This is a genomic window from Salinibacillus kushneri, assembly GCF_900111405.1.
Lineage (GTDB): Bacteria > Bacillota > Bacilli > Bacillales > Alkalibacillaceae > Salinibacillus > Salinibacillus kushneri.
Genome location: NZ_FOHJ01000001.1, coordinates 343,613 through 358,705, shown reverse-complemented (window position 1 = coordinate 358,705; position 15,093 = coordinate 343,613). Strand labels below are relative to the sequence as shown.

Here is a 15,093-nt window from a genome sequence, read left to right as displayed (position 1 = left end):
AAATCCAGGATTACACCTCTATCCTTCCCCTTTTATCATCTGTCCTGTATCCACTATTCAAATAGTATTTTTCGATGTAAAAAAATTCAAAATAAAATGAATTATGATAAACTAATACAAAAGAAGAATAATTTTTTTACTATCATTATTATTTAATTTCAACAGCAGTCATTTGGCTGGGGAGGGAATGGTATGAATAAGCAAATCAGTATGAACCAGTCTGCAATTATTTCTCTCTATGAAAGTAAACATAATGAGAAGGGTCAAGTGAAACCTCATGACCATCAAACGCATCAGATTTTATACTCTCTGGAAGGAGAAGGTATTTGTACGCTGAATCATCAGGCGTTTCATATTGTTAAAGACCATTTTATTATTATTCCTCCGAAAACAAAGCATTCCATCGCAGCAAAATCAAAGATGACGGTGTTAGTACTTGAATTTGATGCAAACGCTTTAAGTGAGGAAGTAAACAATCAATTGGTTAAGGAAGTATTTTATAAGGCACGGGTACATAAATTAAGTATCTTTGATAGCAGTGAGCTACGGCAACTGCTTCGGAAAATGTTATATGAACAATCTCAGTATAATCCCTTCTGGCATATGGCTTTACGGATTTATATGGCTGAATTACTTTTTATTATTGCACGTTCGTCCCAGGAAACTACTGCCCATATGGATATGAATACGTTACGTGTTGAACGATTGAAGCATTTTATTGAAACCCACTATTTTGAAATTAAAAATGCCGAAGATCTTTCTACCCGGATGGGGATGAGTAAGCGATACATACAGAGTATTTTTAAAGAATACTACGACATGACTCCGATACAGTACTTAACTAAAGTAAGGCTGGGCGCAGTAAAGCAGATGCTGGTTGAAACTGATAAAGATATTGTTTCGATTTGTTTTGAAGTTGGATTTGAATCACTCCCTACCTTTTATCGTTTGTTTAAAAGGGACGCAGGAGTTCCACCAAACATGTATCGAGAATCCCATATAAATAGGTAAGTGGTATAAGCATAATCTGATGTAAAGTAATTCCGAAATTGAGAATATATTTCCCCTTCTAATAAGACGCTGTTTTAAGTTGAAGTTACACTTGTTGTAATGAAAGAAGGAGGGAATGAATGATATGACTACACATTATATCGGGATTATTATGAATGGTGTTACAGGTAGGATGGGAACAAGACAACATCTAATTCGTTCTATTGTTGCGATTCGTGAACAAGGCGGAGTCGAGCTCGCAGGTGGTGATTTTCTTATACCAGACCCTATCCTTGTTGGTCGCAACCCAGAAAAACTGAAAACACTTGCTGAAAACTATGATATAAAACGCTGGACTACAGATTTATCAGTGGCACTAGAAGATGATTATAATTTGATTTACTTTGATTCTCAAACTACTTCTTTGAGAGAGGCTGCAATTAAGAGAGCCATTAAAGCTAACAAACATATCTATTGTGAAAAACCAACGTCCACATCATTAGAGGGTTCCATGGAATTAGCAAAGCTTGCAGATGAAGCAGGTGTAAAAAATGGGGTAGTTCAAGATAAATTATTCTTGCCAGGAATTATGAAATTAAAACGATTATTGGATGCTGGATTCTTTGGAAAAGTTCTTTCGGTTCGGATGGAATTCGGATATTGGGTATTTGAAGGGGATTGGCAAGAGGGACAACGACCGTCATGGAATTATAAAAAAGAAGAAGGCGGTGGCATTGTTGTCGATATGTTTCCACATTGGCGTTATGTGCTTGATCATCTTTTTGGATCCATCAAATCCTTATCTGTATTAACCGTAACCCATATTCCAGAACGAGTGGATGAACAGGGTAGACAATATGATGCCACAGCAGATGATGCTGCTTATGCTCTTCTGGAACTGGAAGATGGTGTAATTGCCAGTGTGAATTCATCGTGGGCTGTTCGTGTTGATCGTGATGACTTACTGACCATTCAAGTGGATGGTACAGAGGGAAGTGCTGTTGCAGGTCTTCGAGGATGTAAGACACAGCATCGTGTCAATACACCAAAACCAGTTTGGAACCCGGACATAGAAAACAAAATTGATTATCAGACACAATGGGAAGAAATTCCTGCTAATCAAGTATTTAATAACGCTTTTAAAATACAGTGGGAAATGTTTCTGAAGTATGTTTGGGAAGATGCCCCGTTCGCATGGGATTTATTAGAAGGAGCCAAAGGTATGCAGCTTGCTAACTTAGCATTGAAATCTTCTGAAGAGCGACGTTTTCTGGAAGTGCCAGAATTAACATTAAGGGGACAATTGGTATGAGCACTTCGATTTATTTACCAAAACAGGATGGAAGCACGTATCGTTATGAATTAACCCAAATGAATGGACTGGCAAATCCTGAAGGAAGTTCTTTTACATCCCGTGTAGCTTATTCAGCTGCACATGTTGTTGCAAATCCTTTTGGAAGTAATGACCCAGTTAGAGAGCCGGTTATTGACTGGGAGTTAACCATGAAGTATAGACATTATCTATGGTCACTAGGCTTATCTGTAGCTGAGGCAATGGATACGGCGCAACGAGGAATGGGGCTACAATGGAAACATGCAAAAGAACTCATTACTCGTTCAGTCCAGGAAGCTAAAAGTGTAGGAGGAAACATAGCAAGCGGTGCAGGTACAGATCACTTAGAACCAGGAACCAATGTCACAATTGAAGATGTTGTGGAAGCCTATGAAGAACAAGTATCCTATGTGGAAGGGGCGGGCAGTAAGGTAATAATGATGGCTAGCCGTGCACTTGCTGCCTGCGCACAATCACCTGAGGATTATGAGTATGTTTATGACAAAATTCTGAACCAGGTGTCTCAGCCTGTCATTATTCACTGGCTAGGAGATATGTTTGACCCGAATTTATCAGGATATTGGGGATATCATGACTTAGATAAGGCAATGGAGGTTTGTCTGCGTATTATTGAAACTCATGCTGATAAAGTTGAAGGCATCAAAATATCGTTATTGGATGCAGACAAGGAAATTCAAATGCGTCGACGTTTGCCGGAAACGGTAAGGATGTATTCAGGAGATGATTTCAATTATCCATCCTTAATTGAAGGCGATGAACAGGGGTACAGTGATGCTCTGTTAGGAATTTTTGACGCTATTGCTCCAGCAGCTGCATCAGCTTTACAGGACTTAGATCAAGGCAATCGCAAGCAATTCAGAGAAAAATTAGATCGAACTGTCCCCCTTGCTCGTCATATATTTCAAACACCGACATTCGCTTATAAAACGGGTGTTGTATTTTTAGCCTACTTGAATGGACATCAACTTCATTTTCGTATGGTTGGAGGGGCTGAGAGTTCAAGATCTATCATCCATTTTGCAAAACTTTTTGAAATGGCGAATCAGGCAGGAGTACTGATGGATCCTGAACAGGCAGCTGAACGGTTTAAACCTCTACTGAAATTAGCGGGAGTTCAGCAAATGGAGGCCGTGAAATGAACAAACAAATAGATGTTAACAGAATAAGTCTGAACCAAATCACAACGGAAAATTGGTCTTTAGAAGAAGCAATAGAAGGCTGTGTACGTCACGAAATTCCTGCTATTTCGATTTGGCGGCATAAAATTGCTGAATTTGGATTGAAAAAGAGTAAGAACTTAATTGAATCGGCTAACCTTGAGGTTTCAAGCTTATGCCGTGGTGGAATGTTCCCAGCTCTTACATCTTCTGAACGTCAAGACCGCATAGATGATAATAAACGTGCAATTGAAGAGGCAGCAGAATTAGGAAGCAAGGTGCTTGTCCTTGTATGCGGACCGGCACCCAATAAAAATTTGCAAGAAAGTCGTAAATGGGTAAAAGAAGGAATTGAATCGATTATTCCTTTTGCAGAACAGTATGGTGTAAAACTTGGAATAGAGCCTCTTCATCCTATGTATACTGCCGATCGTTCGGTCATTACAACGTTAGGAGAAGCTAACACATTACAAGAATCATTGGGTTCCAAACAAGTAGGGGTTATTGTAGATGTATTTCATGTATGGTGGGACCCATTTCTGTATGAAGAAATCGAACGTGCTAAAGGAAACATTCTCGGTTTTCATGTATCAGATTGGAAAGTACCACTACCTGATATTTTTAAGGGAAGATCGATGATGGGAGACGGTGTTATTGATATACCCCGTATTCGTAAGGCTGTAGATGAAAATGGATATTCTGACGCAGTAGAGGTGGAAGTTATTAATCAGGAAATCTGGGATATGCCTGGAGATGAAACCTTGAAGCTGATGAAAAGACGCTTTGTCGAATATGTGTAGCGTGTAGCTACAAGACAAAAGTGGAGCATCGATTGCTCCGCTTTTGTTGTTCCTTCATCCAAAGCAGAAAAAAGGAGCGATTGTGTTGACTTTTAATCCTACTCATTATATAAACTTTGAGCCTAAACATCATAAAGAGGTTCCTGTAAGCCAGAATAAGGTTTTAATGGGTGTAGCTGGCTTAGAGCATGGACATATTTATGCCATGTGTCATGGAATGAAAGAGGCTGGCGTCAGTATTCGCTGGGTTTTTGATGAAGATGCGGATAAAGTTAAGGCTTTTCAAAAAGTATTTCCAGAAGTGAAGGAAGCAAAATCATATTTTCAAATCTTAGAAGATAAATCGGTAAATCTGATAGCATGTGCATCTGTCCCATCTAAACGCTGTGAAATTGGGCTGCAAGCACTTGATTATGGAAAACATTATTTTTCAGCCAAGGCTCCATTTACAACACTAGGCCAATTGAAAGCAGCTGAAAAAAAAGTTCGTGAAACAGGTTTGAATTGGGCTGTGTTTTATAGTGAACGACTGCAGGTAGAAAGTGCAAATTTTGCGGAACAGTTGATTGATCAAGGAGCCATAGGTGATGTTGTGCAGGTATTAGGTATGGGGCCGCACCGGTTAAATGCTGATCAAAGACCTGAGTGGTTTTTTTGGAAGGAGACCTATGGTGGCATTATTTGTGATATTGGAAGCCATCAAATTGAACAGTTTCTCTGGTTTACCGGTGCTAAAGATGCAACGATTCTAAGTAGTTCTGTTCAGAATAAATCGTTACCTCAATTTCCTGAGTTTGAAGATTATGGTGATGCCCATTTAATTGGGGACAATGGCTCGGTTCATTACTTTCGAATTGATTGGTTTACGCCAGAAGGTCTTAGTAACTGGGGTGATGGCCGCACCTTTATTCTTGGAACGGATGGGTATATTGAGCTGCGAAAATATGTAGATATTACAGAGCAGTCTACGGGAGAGCGACTTTACTTAGTAAATCACGGTGGCGAAAGAAGATATGATGTAAAAGGAAAAACAGGATTTCCTTATTTTTATAGATTGGCTCATGATGTAGTTCATCATACGTCAACGACAATGTCACAAAGACACACTTTCAAGGCAGCCGAGCTTAGTTTACTAGCACAACAAAAGGCAGATCAATGTTGTTATAAGGAGGAAGAAAGCAGATGAAGACTTGTGGGATTGTATTAGTTGGAACAGCTGGCTATGGAGAAATCTATCTTAAAGCATTACAAGAAACCAATCGACTTGATTGGATTAAAGGGGTTGTGGATATTCATCCTGAAAGCAGCTCCTTTTACACCCTTTTTCAGCAAATGAACATTCCTATTTATACCTCACTTGAATCTTTTTATGAGCAGAATCAGGCAGAGTTAGCCATCATTTCAACTCCTATTCATTTTCATGCAAACCAAGCCATAACGGCTATGAAGAATGGAAGTCACGTATTATGTGAAAAGCCGGTTTCAGGTTCTTTGGGGGAAGCAGTAAAGATGCGACAAGTCCGAAATGAGACGGGGCGTTTTCTTGCAATTGGTTTTAATTGGTCTTTTAGTGATTCTGTCCATCGTCTTAAGCAGGACATCAACAATGGTTTATTTGGCGCACCTGTCCAAGGCCAAACCATTGTTCTCTGGCCCAGGACTGAGGAGTATTATAATCGGTCGAACTGGGCGGGGAAACGATTTAGTCCCAATGGAGAGCCTGTATTTGATAGCATTGCCAATAATGCTGCGGCCCACTTTTTTCATCATCTTTTCTATGTATTGGGGTCAAAGGAAGAGCAAAGTGCCAGATTAAAATCTTTAGATATAGAGTTATATCGGGCTAATCCAATCGAAACCTTTGATACATGTGCGATTCGTGCCAAGACGGACCAATCTGTTGACCTCTATTATTATGCTTCTCATGCTGTTAATGAGGAGTATGGACCTCATTTTGAATTAGAATTTGAAAAGGCATCGATTAGATATTATGCAGGTAAACCAATCAAAGCCATGTTTAATAATGGTATGGAAAAGTCCTATGGGGATCCTGAAGAGGAACATATGAATAAGCTGGATGTTTGCATTCAGGCTGTTGTCGAAGGGAATAAGAGCATTCGTTGTAGTATTGAAGCTGCCTATCCACATTTACTTGGGATGAAATATATGCATGAAATTAATCCTGCCATTCCAGCCTTTCCTTCCTTTTATATAAGAAAGAATACCGATACGAATCTTACCTATGTGTCTAACTTAGCTGAGGTTCTTTATGAATGTTACAAAAGCAATCAACTTCCTAGTGAACGAAATATAAAATGGGCTCACCACTATAAAACCGTTCAGATACCAGAGAAATTCAGTTTTAATACTTAATGGAGTGTGTCTAATGATCGTATTAGGGTAATGATGTTGGTTCTGAAAATGAGAGTGAAATTCCTAAAATAATAAGACCCAGATAGGAATAAGTGACTAAAATGAAGTTAAGACCATTAAATTATGATATTTCTGAATTTACTTCAAATTGAAAGGGGTTACAGTGGATGAAGGGCCGACTTATTAAAGGTTGCTTCTTTTCTGGCGTGATTTTGGTTTTATTGTTATTAGGAGCGTGTTCACAACAAGCTGCTAGTGGTGGCCAAGTATCAGCAGATCAAACAACTACGTTAACACTTGCACATATTCATAATGATGCAAGTCCAGTTTACCAAAGCCTGGAGGAATTCGCCAAAAAAGTTGAAGAAAAAACAAGTAGAAGTGTTAAGGTTAAAATTTTTGCTGAAGGGGTTTTGGGCGGTGAAACCAAAGTCCTGGAACTTGTCCAGAATGGAGTCATCGATATGACAAAAGTAAATGGAGGAGTAATGGAGAAGTTTGACAAACAGTTTTCCGTTTTCAGTCTGCCATATGTATTTCAGGGCAATGAACATTTTCATCAATTTATGAAAACGGATACAGTACAAAAAATGTATAGAGGGTTGGAAGAAGCACAATTGCGAGGAATTACGTACTATGATGCAGGAGCAAGAAGTTTTTATACAGCGAATACAAAAATCAAGACACCAGATGATTTAAAAGGATTAAAGATTCGAGTGATGAATAACGTAACATCTATTGAAACGATGGAATTGCTTGGAGCGTCCCCTACACCAATGTCTGCAACTGAAGTTTATACAAGCCTTCAACAAGGGATTATTGATGGGGCTGAAAGTAGCCCAATCGCACTAGTCGATGCAAATCATGGAGAAGTTGCAAAGCAATTTTCTTTTGATGAACATACTAGAATACCAGACTTTTTGATCATGAGTGATTCTTCATGGGATAAGTTAAGTGAAAGTGAACAACAGGCTGTACTAGAAGCAGGAAGAGAAACGACAAAGGATCATAATAAACGTTGGACAAAAATGATTGAAGATGGAATTAAACAGGCAAAAGAAGAACTGAATGTAGAATTCACCCATCCTGAACAGACCCCATTCCGCAAGAAAGTTAAGCCGCTTATTGAAGAACGAAGACAAAACAACCCTGAGGTCGATAAGGTTTTAGAGGCTATAGAAGCTTTAGAATAAACCATGACTAAGAGGAGGTATTACTTTGGAAAAAATAAAACGCTGGCTTGATTCCGTATTACTGATTGCAGCCAGTATTCTTATTATATTTTTAGTGATAGGTGCAATTTGGCAGGTGTTTACGCGTTTTGTGTTACAAGATCCAAGTATTATCACACAGGAAGTGTTAAGGTTTTCTCTGATTTGGATTGCTATCATTGGAACAGCTTATGCCTTTGGTCAGGACGCACATTTATCATTTACATTTTTTAGAGAAAAAATGCATGGAAAAACGCACAAATGGCTACTTAGATTAATTGATATATTTGTGTTTGCGTTTGCCTTTTTTGTACTCATGATTGGTGGATACACAATCGCTAATGCAACAATGGCTGAATTATCTCCTATTTTAGGTATACCGATGGGATATATTTACGGTATTTTACCTGTTTCAGGTGTGATTATTCTTTTTTATCAAGTCTTCCATTTCATGAATCGAAAGGAAATGGATTCTTTCTCTTCTGTTTCTATTGAAAGGAGTGAACATGAGTGGATGTAACGACTTTAGCAGGTATCGTTTTGTTTGGGTTATTTTTCCTATTCCTTTTCATTGGCGTTCCCATTTCAGTTAGTATCGCCATCGCTACCTTTGTTGCAGCATTATTTTTGCTACCGATACAGTCCTCTTTACTAGCTATATCTCAACAATTGATAACGGGTGTAGATAGTACCGTCCTGTTAGCACTTGTCTTTTTTATGCTTGCAGGAAGCATTATGAATAATGGTGGGATAGCCGAACGACTTATTAATTTAGCTAAGTTAATTGGGGGCAGAATGTCTGGTTCACTAGCTCATACCAATATTATTGGTAATACATTGTTTGGTGCCATCTCAGGATCAGCCATCGCTGCAGCAGCAACAATGGGAAGAATCATGCATCCAGAACAAAAGAAAGAAGGCTACGATTCGTCCTACTCTGCAGCAGTAAATATTGCATCTGCACCAGCAGGTTTAATTATTCCTCCAAGTGCCATGCCCATTATTTATTCCTTACTTACCGGGGGAACCTCTATTGCGGCTTTATTTATAGCAGGTTATTTACCAGGTCTTTTAATGGTTGTTCTCCTTATGATTGTAGCTTATTTTTTGGCTAAGAAGTCTAATTATACAGTCGCTAAGAAAACCAATAAAAGGGAAGTAGCTCAAACTGTATTACAATCGATTCCTAGTCTATTATTAATTGTAGTCGTAATCGGTGGAATAGCTGGTGGTATCTTTACGGCAGTAGAGGGTGCTGCTGTAGCTGTTTTATATGCAACAGTATTGAGTCTATTTTATAAACAGCTTCATCTTTCAGATATTCCAAAAGTTTTACAGGAAACGGTACTATATTCTGGTATGATTTTACTTTTAATCGGTGCATCAACTGCCATGTCATGGATTCTTGCTTATGCAGGCATTCCTCAAGCTCTTACCAATGCGATGTTATCGGTTACGGATAATACTGCTCTATTATTATTAATTATGCTGTTGATTCTGCTTATTGTGGGAACCTTTATGGATATAGCACCAGCACTACTAATCTTTACACCTATCTTATTTCCTGTAGCTACACAAATGGGAATAGATCCAGTGCATTTTGGCATGATTATGGGAATGGCTTTGGCAATTGGAGTGACAACACCACCAATTGGTACAGTAATGTTTGTTGGAAGTAGTGTAAGCGGTGTATCGATAGAGAAAATCATTCCCAAACTTCTCATTTTCTATATACCATTAATTATTGCTCTGCTTTTGGTTGCTTTTATTCCTGAAATAAGTCTATTTTTACCTAAGCTGTTTGGGTTAATCGATTAGGCATTCTATTCCTTATGAAATAACAAGTCATAATCTATCAAACATTGAAAGAGGATGAGAATTGTGATTAGAAAAACTTTTGTCATGAAAGTCTATCCAGATAAGCATGAAGAATACGAAAAACGTCACAAAGCTTTATGGCCCGAAATGGTTCAGGAACTTCGAAAGCATGGTGCGAAAAATTACTCAATATTTTTAGATGAAGATAGTCATCTATTATTTGGCTACGTAGAAATAGAAGATGAAGAAAAGTGGAAGCAGATGGACAAAACAAGGATTAATCAAAAGTGGTGGAATTACATGAAGGATATTATGGAAACAAATATAGACAGAAGTCCTGTTTCAAAGGAATTGAAGGAAGTATTTCATATGGATTGATGCAGTGTACATGTGTATAAAATATGTCAGTGGGTATAAGTGAAATCGATAATAAATATCCAAAATACCTATTCCCTTACGTAAATAAAGGCATTCCCTAGAGGAGTGCCTTTTTTAGGTATTAATTTTTGCTAATTTAGTTCAAAATTAAAATTAAATTCAAAAAACTACTTGAAATTCAACTTCGCCCTTGCTAAAGTATAAATAACATAATTTTCAGACAATTACCTAATTATTTACAACTTCCATAGTTCCATATCATTTTTCATCCATAAAAATGAAAACGTTTACCAAAGGGTTTGAATTGTCCTTCAAAGAAAAAACGGAAAAAATGTAAAGAACAAAGTGCAAAACCTCCATTCACACTACACAGATATTTTGAAAGAAATGAAGAAGGATCAGGCAAAGCAGAAGATCAATACTGGGGAGATAAGAGATTTTTTAAAATGCTGGTGAAGTATAGGAGGTGAAAATCAAATCTATCATAAGCTAAATACAAACATTCTGTGCGGATAAATCCGTACATTCACAAAAGGAGGGTAAACGTGCCGAAATTTTGGAAGGATATGGCTCCACGGGTTCATGAAGAATCGGTTCATGGGATCAATATGAAAACGTACAAGGAAAGACCTAGTAATCTAACAGAAACGTTGTCCGAAAGTGCAAAACAGTTTCCGGACAAAACTGCGCTTATACATGGAGACGAGCGAATCACATACAGAGAATTGCAGAAACAGGTGAATACTGCTGCTTATCAGCTTAAACAGCAGTATGGTGTCAAAAAAGGGGATAGGGTCGCCTTTCTATTAATGAATGGGATTCCGTTTGTTGTAGGCGTATATGCGACTCTGAAAATTGGCGCTATTGCCGTTCCGTTAAACACAAAATTAAAATCCAGTGAGTTAGAGTTTATGTTAATAAACTCTGGTGCCAAAGTATTGATGGCTAATCAGGAATGGTGGCCAAATATTAAGGAATTGATCGATCGTATCCCAGTGGAAACGTTCTTTATCACTGACCCAAGTCCACCAGATGGAACGATTCCCTTTTCGAAACTCACCAACCAACCGGCTGAAGAGCATACCTATGAAGTGGTTCATGAGCATGACCCTGCTTTTATCATGTACACCTCTGGTACAACAGGCAGACCTAAAGGTGCATTAATCTCTCATTTTAACATGATTCATACCATCTTAAATTACAAGTATTGCTACAACCTTTCCTCTAATGATTCCACAGTCATTGCAGTACCTGTCTTTCATATTACAGGTTTAGCTGCCCAGCTCATGACTTTTATGAGCTTGGGTGGAAAAATGGTCTTAATGCCGATGTTTAAACCCACACCTTTTCTAGAAATTCTTCAGAACGAAAACATTACACACGTTATTGCATCTCCCACGGTATACGTCATGACATTACAAGAGCCTGATTATCAAAAATACGATGTATCTCATTTTAGAGTCGCTGGTTTTGGCGGTGCACCTATGCCAAGTGAAACCTTAAAAGGTCTCAAAAAATGGGTGCCAGACATTGAATTGCATAATACTTACGGTCTGACGGAAACCACCTCTCCGGTTACGATTATGCCTGATGAGCATCAGTTAAATCATGTCAGTTCTGTTGGGGTAACAACGCCTGTTAATGAGGCTAGGGTGGTTGATCCTGAAAATCGACATGATTTACTTCCAGGAGAGGTTGGAGAGTTGTTGTTTAAAGGCCCCATGGTGATTGAAAAGTATTGGAATAATGAGAAGGCAACAAACAAGTCATTTGAAAATGGCTGGTTCTCCACTGGTGACTTAGCTGTAATGGACAGCGAAGGTTTTATAACAATCATGGATCGTATCAAAGATATGGTAAACCGGGGTGGAGAAAAAATCTTCTCGGTTGAGGTTGAGGATGTATTGTATTCGCATCAGAAAATTGTCGAGGCAGCTATTGTAGGTGTTCCAGATGAAAAGTATGGTGAAGTCGTAAAAGCCTGCATTGTGCTCCGCGATGGTGCGAGCCTTACAGAAGAAGAGATTAAGGATTGCGTGAGAAATCGACTGGCCAAGTTCAAAGTTCCAGAATATGTAGAGTTTATGGATGTACTGCCGAGAAATCCGAACGGAAAGGTAGTCAAAACAGAACTGCGTTATATTCCGGAAGTAAGTAAAAATTAAGGAGGAGTTAGAATGAGTCAAAAAGTAAATACGGTGTTAGGTCCTGTACCAGTGGATGAGTTAGGGAAAACATTAATGCATGAGCATTTCTTCTTTGGTTATCCAGGTTTTTATGGAAATTCCCTTTATCCTGTTGATAAGGACGAAATTTTGCGTGTAGGAATGGAAGTGGCCGCAACAGTTAAGGCACATGGAGTCAAAACAGTTGTTGATGCGACACCAAATGAAGCCGGAAGAGACCCTGAGCTATTAAAGGAAATTGCGGAAAAAACCGGCTTAAATATCATTTGTTCAACAGGCTATTATTATGAAGGGGAGGGTGCCCCTGCTTACTTTAAGTTTAAACAGACTCTTGGGCAGGCTGAAGATGAAATCTATGAAATGTTTATGACCGAAATTACGAAGGGGATTGGAAAGACGGGAATTAAGCCTGGCGTCATTAAATTAGGATCTGGTAAAGATACGATTTCCGATTACGAGGAAATGTTCTTTAGAGTGGCGGGTAAGGTACAAAAAGAGACAGGCATTACCATTATCACCCATACCCAGGAAGGAACGATGGGCCCTGAACAGGCAGAGCTACTTGTATCAGAAGGTGCAGATCCTAGTCGTATCCAAATTGGACATATGGATGGAAACACCGATATTAATTATCATCTTCGTACATTGGAACAGGGCGTATTTGTTGCCTTTGACCGATTTGGAATTCAAGGATTTGTTGGGGCACCGATGGATAAAGACCGTGTGGGAACCTTAATTGGATTAATTGGACTGGGATATGCCGATCAGTTGATTATGTCTCATGATACGGTAAATCACTGGTTAGGAAAATCTCCGGAATTTCCCGATGATCTAAAAGGACTGGTTGCAAACTGGCATCCAGGTAATATCTTTGAAAATATTATCCCACACCCTTAAAAAGGGTGGCGTAACGGACGATCAGATAGACACAATGCTCGTCAAAAATCCAAATAGAATCTTTGGAGGCAGTGAGGCAAATAAGGGTACTAAAGGGAAAGAGGAAACGACTAACGTACGATAATAATCATTTCAGGTGTGAGGGTATTTCACCCTTGCACCTTTTCATCCGTTAAAAATTTTTTCATAGAAGGAGTGAACGCGTTTGTATAAAACCATTCTTACAGAATTACATAATGGAATCCTGACCATATTTTTAGACCGTCCCGAAAAAATGAACGCTTATACGGAACAGATGAAGGATGAGCTTATGGATTGCTATCAAAAAGCGGATGAAAACGACAATGTACGTGTCATCATTGTCACAGGTGAAGGAAAAGCTTTCTGTGCAGGGATGGATTTAAGTGAGGGTGGAGCTACTTTTGCTTCAGATGAAGGTATGGAGAACTATCGTGATGGCGGCGGTCAAATTAGTCTCGTGGTTTATAATTTGAAAAAGCCTATTATCGCTGCTATTAATGGACCAGCTGTGGGGATTGGCTTAACGCAGACACTGCCTATGGATATACGAATTGTGAAGCCGGATGTCAAAATCGGTTTTGTTTTTGCAAGGCGGGGAATTGGTCCTGAGGCAGCATCGGGATGGTTTTTGCCTCGATTAGTCGGTATCGGAAAGGCTCTGGAATGGGTATATACGGGAAGATATATTCCAACTCAGGAAGCTCTTGGGGCAGGACTGGTCCAGTATGAACACGAACAGCCCTTGGAAAAAGCGCTAGAAATTGCTAAAGATATAGTGGACAATACCGCAGCCACCTCTAATAGCTTTGCAAGGCAGCTCATTTGGAAAATGCAGGGCACAAAACATCCCTACACTTCTCATTTGAAGGAGTCAGCATTTTTATATTGGGCAGGTAAAAATGCCGATGCAGAAGAAGGAATTCAATCATTCTTAGAAAAAAGAAAGCCTGAATTTCCACTCAAAAGCAGTGATCTTCCTCCTCTCTTTAATGAACAGAAGGAGGCGTCTGAATAAAAGGAATGATTAAATCAGATTACTTATTAAGAGATTTTTCCCAAATAAGTAATAGTAATCTTCTTCTTTCCAGTATCTATTTTAAACTTTTCAATGTTCTTTTGTGCTTCATTACTTTCACGCCTAAATCTCTTTGTTCGCGGACAATCCAAGTAATTAGTCATAAATTCTTCTCCGAAAGTTTGGCTGTAACACAGATATAGTGAATGCTTTCATTTAAACTAAGAGTTGAGAATTAAAAAAGGCAATCATTAAGTTGGTCGTCTTTTTCGTTTAACATCATCAATTTATGGAATATTGTGTTAATATTGAAACAGGAGATATACAGTTAACGAAGAAAAAGGATTGTTTATATTTAAGGCTGTGTTAAAACTTATTGTTGATTTTCATACCAAGTTGAGGGGAGCGCACTAGAGAGGAAATCAACACCAATGTTTGCCATATTTAATAATAAAAAAATAGAAGATTGGAGAGATAACTATGGGGAAATGGTATGGTGCAGCAGGTGTATGTGTTAAAAATGAACGTGTTTTAATGGTACTCCAAGGAACCATTGATGAACCAAAACGCTGGTCAGTACCTTCTGGAGGTATAGAAACGGGAGAGACCTTTGAAACGTGTTGTGTTAGAGAAGTAAAGGAAGAAACGGGGTACGGTGCTGAAATCGTACGCCCATTATTCAAAAAAGAAAGTCAATATGGTGAAGTGCATTATTTTAACGTACGGATTGTTGGAGGAAAACCAACAATACAGGACCCTGATGAAATAATTTATGATGTGGACTGGAAATCAACTGAAGACATTCAATATTTGTCTCTTTCTTATGAAGAAGATAGGATTTTCATAAAAGACTTTATAAAAAAGAATCAATAACTTTTTCACATTGACTTGCA

14 protein-coding genes are annotated in these 15,093 nt (G+C 38.6%); all 14 read left to right on the top strand.

All coding sequences use genetic code 11. The annotated features are described in order from the left end of the window. Positions 1 to 192 precede the first annotated feature (192 nt). The 14 genes from BMX63_RS01695 (at position 193) to BMX63_RS01630 (ending at position 15,073) form a co-directional block, all read left to right on the top strand. Entirely contained in the window at positions 193 to 1,011 is an 819-nt protein-coding gene (locus BMX63_RS01695) for an AraC family transcriptional regulator (protein ID WP_245732674.1), read from the top strand. 124 nt (positions 1,012 to 1,135) lie between these two features. Beyond that, the gene (locus BMX63_RS01690) at positions 1,136 to 2,302 is read left to right on the top strand and encodes a Gfo/Idh/MocA family protein (RefSeq protein ID WP_093131318.1); all 1,167 of its coding nucleotides are present in this window, start codon (positions 1,136 to 1,138) and stop codon (positions 2,300 to 2,302) included. Beyond that, entirely contained in the window at positions 2,299 to 3,483 is a 1,185-nt protein-coding gene (locus tag BMX63_RS01685; protein WP_093131316.1) for a dihydrodipicolinate synthase family protein, read from the top strand. The genes BMX63_RS01690 and BMX63_RS01685 overlap by 4 nt, the downstream gene beginning before the upstream one ends. Next, entirely contained in the window at positions 3,480 to 4,301 is an 822-nt protein-coding gene (locus BMX63_RS01680) for a sugar phosphate isomerase/epimerase family protein (RefSeq protein WP_093131314.1), read from the top strand. Before BMX63_RS01685 ends, BMX63_RS01680 begins: the two co-directional genes overlap by 4 nt. An 85-nt stretch (positions 4,302 to 4,386) precedes the next feature. Continuing rightward, complete coding sequence (locus BMX63_RS01675; RefSeq protein WP_245732673.1) at positions 4,387 to 5,487, top strand: Gfo/Idh/MocA family protein; 1,101 nt, start codon at positions 4,387 to 4,389, stop codon at positions 5,485 to 5,487. Further along, positions 5,484 to 6,674, top strand: a complete 1,191-nt coding sequence (locus tag BMX63_RS01670; protein WP_093131312.1) for a Gfo/Idh/MocA family protein — start codon at positions 5,484 to 5,486, stop codon at positions 6,672 to 6,674. Before BMX63_RS01675 ends, BMX63_RS01670 begins: the two co-directional genes overlap by 4 nt. A 167-nt stretch (positions 6,675 to 6,841) precedes the next feature. After that, positions 6,842 to 7,867 (top strand): TRAP transporter substrate-binding protein, encoded by a 1,026-nt coding sequence (locus tag BMX63_RS01665; RefSeq protein ID WP_093131310.1) that lies wholly within the window; start codon positions 6,842 to 6,844, stop codon positions 7,865 to 7,867. A gap of 25 nt (positions 7,868 to 7,892) precedes the next feature. After that, complete coding sequence (locus BMX63_RS01660) at positions 7,893 to 8,405, top strand: TRAP transporter small permease (RefSeq protein ID WP_093131308.1); 513 nt, start codon at positions 7,893 to 7,895, stop codon at positions 8,403 to 8,405. Next, on the top strand, positions 8,396 to 9,703 hold the full coding sequence (locus BMX63_RS01655; RefSeq protein ID WP_093131306.1) for a TRAP transporter large permease: 1,308 nt from the start codon (positions 8,396 to 8,398) through the stop codon (positions 9,701 to 9,703). The genes BMX63_RS01660 and BMX63_RS01655 overlap by 10 nt, the downstream gene beginning before the upstream one ends. A gap of 63 nt (positions 9,704 to 9,766) precedes the next feature. Beyond that, positions 9,767 to 10,081: an L-rhamnose mutarotase gene (gene rhaM / locus BMX63_RS01650; RefSeq protein ID WP_093131304.1), complete on the top strand. Its 315-nt coding sequence runs from the start codon at positions 9,767 to 9,769 to the stop codon at positions 10,079 to 10,081. 545 nt (positions 10,082 to 10,626) lie between these two features. Then, the gene (locus BMX63_RS01645) at positions 10,627 to 12,246 is read left to right on the top strand and encodes a class I adenylate-forming enzyme family protein (RefSeq protein ID WP_093131302.1); all 1,620 of its coding nucleotides are present in this window, start codon (positions 10,627 to 10,629) and stop codon (positions 12,244 to 12,246) included. A gap of 12 nt (positions 12,247 to 12,258) precedes the next feature. Next, positions 12,259 to 13,164 carry a phosphotriesterase family protein gene (locus tag BMX63_RS01640; RefSeq protein ID WP_342730982.1) on the top strand — a complete coding sequence of 302 codons (906 nt, stop codon included), beginning with the start codon at positions 12,259 to 12,261 and terminating at the stop codon, positions 13,162 to 13,164. 205 nt (positions 13,165 to 13,369) lie between these two features. After that, positions 13,370 to 14,200 (top strand): enoyl-CoA hydratase-related protein, encoded by an 831-nt coding sequence (locus tag BMX63_RS01635; RefSeq protein WP_093131300.1) that lies wholly within the window; start codon positions 13,370 to 13,372, stop codon positions 14,198 to 14,200. A 480-nt stretch (positions 14,201 to 14,680) separates the two neighbouring features. Further along, on the top strand, positions 14,681 to 15,073 hold the full coding sequence (locus tag BMX63_RS01630; RefSeq protein WP_093131298.1) for an NUDIX hydrolase: 393 nt from the start codon (positions 14,681 to 14,683) through the stop codon (positions 15,071 to 15,073). Positions 15,074 to 15,093: the final 20 nt, after the last annotated feature.

Bases quoted from the DNA above. Each gene is read 5' to 3' on its own strand.
- BMX63_RS01630 (WP_093131298.1), top strand. From the start codon at position 14,681: ATGGGGAAATGGTATGGTGCAGCAGGTGTATGTGTTAAAAATGAACGT.
- BMX63_RS01680 (WP_093131314.1), top strand. From the start codon at position 3,480: ATGAACAAACAAATAGATGTTAACAGAATAAGTCTGAACCAAATCACA.
- BMX63_RS01685 (WP_093131316.1), top strand. From the start codon at position 2,299: ATGAGCACTTCGATTTATTTACCAAAACAGGATGGAAGCACGTATCGT.
- BMX63_RS01665 (WP_093131310.1), top strand. From the start codon at position 6,842: ATGAAGGGCCGACTTATTAAAGGTTGCTTCTTTTCTGGCGTGATTTTG.
- BMX63_RS01690 (WP_093131318.1), top strand. From the start codon at position 1,136: ATGACTACACATTATATCGGGATTATTATGAATGGTGTTACAGGTAGG.
- BMX63_RS01695 (WP_245732674.1), top strand. From the start codon at position 193: ATGAATAAGCAAATCAGTATGAACCAGTCTGCAATTATTTCTCTCTAT.
- BMX63_RS01640 (WP_342730982.1), top strand. From the start codon at position 12,259: ATGAGTCAAAAAGTAAATACGGTGTTAGGTCCTGTACCAGTGGATGAG.
- BMX63_RS01670 (WP_093131312.1), top strand. From the start codon at position 5,484: ATGAAGACTTGTGGGATTGTATTAGTTGGAACAGCTGGCTATGGAGAA.